Below are 5,403 nucleotides of genomic sequence, written 5' to 3'. Positions count from 1 at the left end.
ATGATCAGTCATTTCGACCTCCAGGGCACGCTCAACAAGCATCTTGGTGAGCTGCTTGAGCAAGCCATTTTCGCCAATCAGGTCTTCAGGTTTCTTGTAGTTGGCAAGCAGGCTGTCCGCCAGCTTGCCAACTCAGGATCGGGCTTGGCCCGTTTGGTGCGTTTTACGTAGGTCATTTTTTCCTCTATGGTGGCAGTGTGCTGCCAAATGACCGTTTACACAAAACTAATTACACCCTCCTGTTGAAAGGTTACCTGCGCAGCGGCGCCTGGATTTGCGGTGATCCGGCTTGGGATCCGGATTTTCACTCGGCCGATTTCTTTCTACTGCTGCCGTTATCGAAACTCGATGACCGCTACGCCCGCCACTATCTAAAAGAAACGAGGGCAGCATGAAGCCCGGCGAGCAGTTTCTGGACACAACTTTCCGTGGCACCGGCCCAGGATCAAAGCGCGAACCGATCCGGTTTCGCACGATCTGGATTTCCGACGTGCATTTGGGAACGACCGGATGCCAGGCTGCTCGCCTGCTGGAATTTCTGCGCGCGACCGAGTCCGATACCTTGTATCTGGTCGGCGACATTGTTGACGGCTGGCAGTTGAAGCGGCGCTGGTATTGGGATCAGGTCCACAACAACGTAGTGCAGACAGTATTAAAAAAGGCCAAGAAGGGCACCGAAGTGATTTTCGTGCCAGGCAATCACGACGAAGCGGTGCGTCAATTCATCGATCTCGATTTTGGCGGCATACGTATTCGTGATGAGCTGGCGCATACGACCGCGAACGGCAAGCGTATGCTGGTATTGCACGGTGACCGGTTTGATGGCGTGATCGCCTGCGCCAAGTGGCTGGCGTATGTCGGCGATGGCCTTTACACGGTCATCCTGAAGGTCAGCCAATGGTTCAACGGCTGGCGTGCGCGTGCCGGTTTGCCGTACTGGTCATTGTCGCAATACCTCAAACTGAAGGTCAAGAACGCGGTCAATTACATCTCGTCGTTTGAGGATGCGTTGGCGGCTGAGGCGCAAAAGAAGGGACTCGATGGCGTGATTTGCGGCCATATTCACAAGCCGGAAATTCGCGACATCAATGGCATCACTTATTGCAATGACGGTGATTGGGTGGAGAGTCTGTCGGCGCTGGTAGAGGAGGCCAGCGGCGAACTGCGGCTGGTGACATGGCAAGAAATCATGCAGCAAAAAAATACCGTATTTACCCACCATAATCGTGAATTATGCGAATTGCCATCGTAACAGACGCCGGACAATCGCAAATCAACGGCGTGGTCAACACCTTGCGGGCTACATGCGCCTGCCTGCGTAATAATGGTCACGAAGTGTTGCTGCTCAGTCCCGATGACTTTCCGACCTTCGCCTGCCCCACTTATCCCGAAATTCGTCTCGCGCACAAGCCTTACGCCAGGGTCGCGGCGAGCCTCACGGCATTCGGCCCCGATTGCATCCATATTGCGACAGAAGGGCCGATGGGCTTGGCAGCGCGGCGTTTTTGTCTGCGCCGGGAGATCGGTTTCACGACTGCCTACCACACCTGTTTTCCCGAATATCTTAGTGCTCGCTCGATCTTGCCACAGGCGATCACGTATCGGTGGCTGCGCTGGTTTCATGGGCCGTCCAAAGCGGTTATGGTGCCGACTCAGCACATGCTCCAAGAGCTTCAACAGCGCGGCTTCCGCCGTCTTGTGTTGTGGGGGTGTGGAGTCGATACCGAATGCTTCAAGCCGGTCGACGAAGATCATGCCTGCATCGAGCGGCCTCTCTATTTGTATGTGGGCCGGGTTGCCGTGGAAAAAATATCGAGGCGTTCCTGCAAGTTGATTTGCCTGGCAGTAAATGGGTGATCGGCGATGGCCCGCAGCGCGAGGAGTTGCAGCAACGCTACCCCCAGGTGCAGTTCCTCGGCGCTAAGCCGCATCATGAGCTGACCTCTTATTACAACTGTGCCGATGTCATGGTATTCCCCCAGTCTAACCGACACCTTTGGATTGGTGATGGCAGAAGCCATGGCGTGCGGCGTGCCGGTGGCGGCTTACCCGGTTTCCGGTCCGGTAGATGTGGTAGCGCATGGTCGCTCCGGGATATTGGATGTCGATCTGACTTCTGCCTGTCTGCGCGCGCTGCAGCTAGACAGGCAAGAAGTGCGACAGCATGCGGTTGGATTTTCTTGGGAGGCAGCGACCCAGCAATTCCAGCACCACCTGCATCAAATCCATTCGCTCAATGCGCCTTCCAAAAGCCTTCTGAGCGGTCGTCCAACACCGGTGTCGGGGTTGTGGACGCAAAAAAGCCTCGCACAGCGAGGCTTTTTAATCACACCTGCAGCAGGCGTTCATCAGTGGATGATTATTTCCAGAATTTCCACCAAGTTGCTTTCGCAACCACTTGTCCGCCGCCGTTATAAAAGCGGCTGTTAGGGTAGTTTTTCTTCATGACCCGCTCGGCGTCGTCGCGCAATTGCGTCATGCCCAGGGCATCATAAGAGCGGACCATAACGAAGAGTGCTTCCTCAACCGCTGGCGCATCTCGATATTCCTTGATGGCGTTCTCGGCTCGGTTGGCCGCTGCAACGTAGGCGCCACGACGATAGTAGTAAGTCGCCACGTGGACATCGTACTGGGCCAGTGCATTGACCAGATATTTCATACGCGCCAGTGAGTCTGGGGCATATGTGCTGTTCGGGAAGCGCACCACGACTTGCTTAAACGCGTCAAATGCATCGCGCGCCGCCTTCGGGTCGCGCTCGGTGGCATCTTCGCTCGCCAGGAAATCGAAAATACTGACTTTATCGTTGAAGTTGACCAGGCCGCGCAAGTAGTACATGTAGTCTACATTCGGGTGATTAGGGTGCAACTTGATGAAGCGGTCGATAGCAGCCAATGCTTCAGGTTGCTCGCCTTGACGATAGTGCGCATATGCAATATCCATCTGCGCCTGTTGCGCATAGGTGCCGAACGGATAGCGGGACTCCAGCTTTTCAAAGTACTTAATTGCCTTGTCATAGCCACCACTGTTCATTTCGTCCTTGGCCTCCGAGTATAATCGGGGCGCAGGCCAGTTTGCGGTTTCATCTACCTTGTCTGGCAACAAGCCACACGCGGACAGGGACAGAGCGAATGCGACAGCAGCTAGTTTTAAGAGTCTTTTTTGCATAGTGGTTTGCAAGATTGTGCGTATTTACGTGTATTAACGATGGATTGATTATAGCCGATGGGACTTCAAGTGATGTCATTTACCAAGCCAACTTTGGCTGAAAGTCTGCCCGAAGCTGATTTTGATGCCGATATCGAGGATATCGATGAGGGCATCGAGGCAGCCGATGCGGCGACCGCAACTGCGCCGATCGTACTGCATTTAACGCCGGATGTGTGCGGTTCGCGTCTGGATAAGGTGGTTTCTGGCCTGGTGCCGCAATATTCCCGCAGCCGTATCCAGCAATGGATAGAGGCTGGACACGTTACCGTGGACGGCAAGCCGGCCACGACCAAGATGACCACCTACGGCGACGAGACCGTGGTGGTGCTGCCACAGCCGGCGCCGGATGAGCAAGCATTCAAAGCAGAGGACATGGCCTTGTCGGTTGTGTACGAGGATGCAGCGATTATCGTTCTTGATAAGCCTGCCGGGCTGGTGGTGCATCCTGCCGCCGGCAACTGGTCCGGTACGCTGTTAAACGGTTTGCTGTTTCGCTGGCCGTCATTGGTCGGCGTGCCGCGCGCCGGTATCGTTCACCGCCTGGATAAAGACACCAGCGGCTTGATGGTGGTTGCCAAGACGCTGGAAGCGCAGACTGATCTGGTGCGCCAACTACAAGCCCGTACGGTTAAGCGTCAATACCTGGCGCTGGTATGGGGCACGCAGTTGAACGGCACCATCGACAGCCCGATGGCGCGCCACCCGCGCGACCGCATCAAGATGGCGGTATCGGATAGCTTGGTCGCCAAGCCGGCCATCACCCACTATCAGCGTCTGGCAAGCGGGCTGCTGGATCGCCGCCCGGTCAGCTTGATGGGGTGTCGCCTGGAAACTGGCCGGACCCATCAGATTCGTGTACACATGCAGTCGCTTGGCTTTGCGCTGGTCGGCGATGCGCTGTATGGCAAGCAGCATTTGATGCCGACATTTCAGCGTCAGGCGTTGCAGGCGTCGCGACTTGGATTGATTCATCCGCTCAGCGGCAAGGCCTGCGAATGGTTCGCTCCATTGCCGCAGGATTTTGCCGAGTTGCTGGCGCGTGCCGGTATTACTGCGCCAGAATAGTGCCGACCCCGTGAGCGGGCAGTCGGCGCTGGTTTTCATGTCACTGGATTAGGACGCTGGACATATGCAATTGATCATTCCTGACTGGGCTAACGTACCGAAAAATATTGCGGCTATTTCAACCATGCGCGACGGTGGCTCAAGCCTGGGGCCTTATGGCGACGGCTATGGCAGAGGCGGGTTGAATCTGGGGGCGCATGTCAACGATGCGCCGCAAGCGGTTGCCAGCAATCGCGCCTTGCTTGCCGCCGTGTTGCCAGCCGAACCGGTATGGATGGCGCAGGTTCACGGCAATAGCGTCATTGATGCCGGTTCTGCGGAGATCGGCATTGAAGCCGATGCGGCTATTGCTACCCGCCCCGGCGTGGTGTGCGTAGTTCAGACTGCCGATTGCCTGCCGGTGCTATTCGCTGATTTGCAGGGGCGCATAGTCGGCGCCGCCCACGCCGGTTGGTGCGGCTTGATGGCTGGCATTCTGCAGAATACAGTCGCGCGCATGAGGCTGGCCGGGGCCGCACAGATTGCCGCCTGGCTCGGGCCGGCAATCGGCCCGGAGCAGTTTGAGGTGGGAGTTGATGTTCTGTCGGCGTTCGTCAATGCGGCGCAATCGACTCAGCATGCCGAGCAAATCCAGGCATGTTTTCATCCGATCGGTGCTCGCCCAGGTAAGTACCTGGCAGATATTTATCAGTTGGCGCGGCTTGCGCTGCGACAGGCCGGCGTTCAGGATATTTACGGCGGTGGCTTTTGCACGGTGACTGACCGCAGGTTTTATTCTTATCGCCGCGATCAGCTAACGGGGCGAATGGCGTCATTGATCTGGCTGAAATAAGCGCTGCGCTTGAAGATTATTTTTCTGGTGGGGCTATCGCCGGATCGGCCGCAGGCGCATCTTGCGCGGCTTTTTGTTGCGCCCATAACCGCGCGTTTTTTTCAGCTCGCTGTCGATTTCTCTTGCGTTGCGGCGTGCCCATCAGGTATAAAACAATTGTCAAAGGAAGAACTCCATATAGCAGAAACTGGGCTTCCCCCGAAATTTAGTCTTCCATAGGTAACGTAAAATCAACGATCCTTTGGAAAGACCAGCAATGAAGAAGATACCAAAACAGATGTACACGGCGGAGTTCAAG

4 protein-coding genes and 3 pseudogenes are annotated in these 5,403 nt (G+C 56.0%); 5 read left to right on the top strand and 2 right to left on the bottom strand.

Annotated features, from left to right (window positions below; genetic code table 11):
• Positions 1 to 123, bottom strand: a pseudogene (locus tag ACIQ0R_RS10935) (IS256 family transposase); the annotation flags it as partial.
• 116 nt (positions 124 to 239) lie between these two features.
• On the opposite strand from ACIQ0R_RS10935, the pseudogene ACIQ0R_RS10930 reads away from it, so the two are divergent.
• The 3 genes and pseudogenes from ACIQ0R_RS10930 to ACIQ0R_RS10920 all read left to right on the top strand — a co-directional run.
• Positions 240 to 395, top strand: a pseudogene (locus tag ACIQ0R_RS10930) (GNAT family N-acetyltransferase); the annotation flags it as partial.
• Positions 392 to 1,252 (top strand): UDP-2,3-diacylglucosamine diphosphatase, encoded by an 861-nt coding sequence (locus ACIQ0R_RS10925; protein WP_395827189.1) that lies wholly within the window; start codon positions 392 to 394, stop codon positions 1,250 to 1,252. The pseudogene ACIQ0R_RS10930 and the gene ACIQ0R_RS10925, both read left to right, overlap by 4 nt.
• Positions 1,234 to 2,238 (top strand): annotated as a pseudogene (locus ACIQ0R_RS10920) (glycosyltransferase family 4 protein); the annotation flags it as partial. The gene ACIQ0R_RS10925 and the pseudogene ACIQ0R_RS10920, both read left to right, overlap by 19 nt.
• Positions 2,239 to 2,359: 121 nt before the next feature.
• Here the strand turns inward: ACIQ0R_RS10920 and ACIQ0R_RS10915 are convergent.
• Entirely contained in the window at positions 2,360 to 3,166 is an 807-nt protein-coding gene (locus tag ACIQ0R_RS10915) for an outer membrane protein assembly factor BamD (RefSeq protein WP_395827186.1), read from the bottom strand.
• A 57-nt stretch (positions 3,167 to 3,223) separates the two neighbouring features.
• Between ACIQ0R_RS10915 and ACIQ0R_RS10910 the strand changes: the two genes are divergently transcribed.
• Together ACIQ0R_RS10910 and pgeF are read left to right on the top strand one after the other, a co-directional pair.
• Positions 3,224 to 4,273 carry an RluA family pseudouridine synthase gene (locus ACIQ0R_RS10910; RefSeq protein WP_395827183.1) on the top strand — a complete coding sequence of 350 codons (1,050 nt, stop codon included), beginning with the start codon at positions 3,224 to 3,226 and terminating at the stop codon, positions 4,271 to 4,273.
• 64 nt (positions 4,274 to 4,337) lie between these two features.
• The gene (pgeF, locus tag ACIQ0R_RS10905; RefSeq protein WP_395827180.1) at positions 4,338 to 5,105 is read left to right on the top strand and encodes a peptidoglycan editing factor PgeF; all 768 of its coding nucleotides are present in this window, start codon (positions 4,338 to 4,340) and stop codon (positions 5,103 to 5,105) included.
• The last annotated feature ends 298 nt before the right edge of the window (positions 5,106 to 5,403 follow it).

This window comes from Collimonas sp., assembly GCF_044339385.1.
GTDB lineage: Bacteria > Pseudomonadota > Gammaproteobacteria > Burkholderiales > Burkholderiaceae_D > Collimonas.
This window is presented reverse-complemented; position numbering and strand designations above follow the sequence as displayed.

Coding starts and splice junctions, on each gene's coding strand:
- ACIQ0R_RS10925 (WP_395827189.1), top strand. CDS start 392: ATGAAGCCCGGCGAGCAGTTTCTGGACACAACTTTCCGTGGCACCGGC.
- ACIQ0R_RS10915 (WP_395827186.1), bottom strand. CDS start 3,166: ATGCAAAAAAGACTCTTAAAACTAGCTGCTGTCGCATTCGCTCTGTCC.
- ACIQ0R_RS10910 (WP_395827183.1), top strand. CDS start 3,224: ATGGGACTTCAAGTGATGTCATTTACCAAGCCAACTTTGGCTGAAAGT.
- pgeF (WP_395827180.1), top strand. CDS start 4,338: ATGCAATTGATCATTCCTGACTGGGCTAACGTACCGAAAAATATTGCG.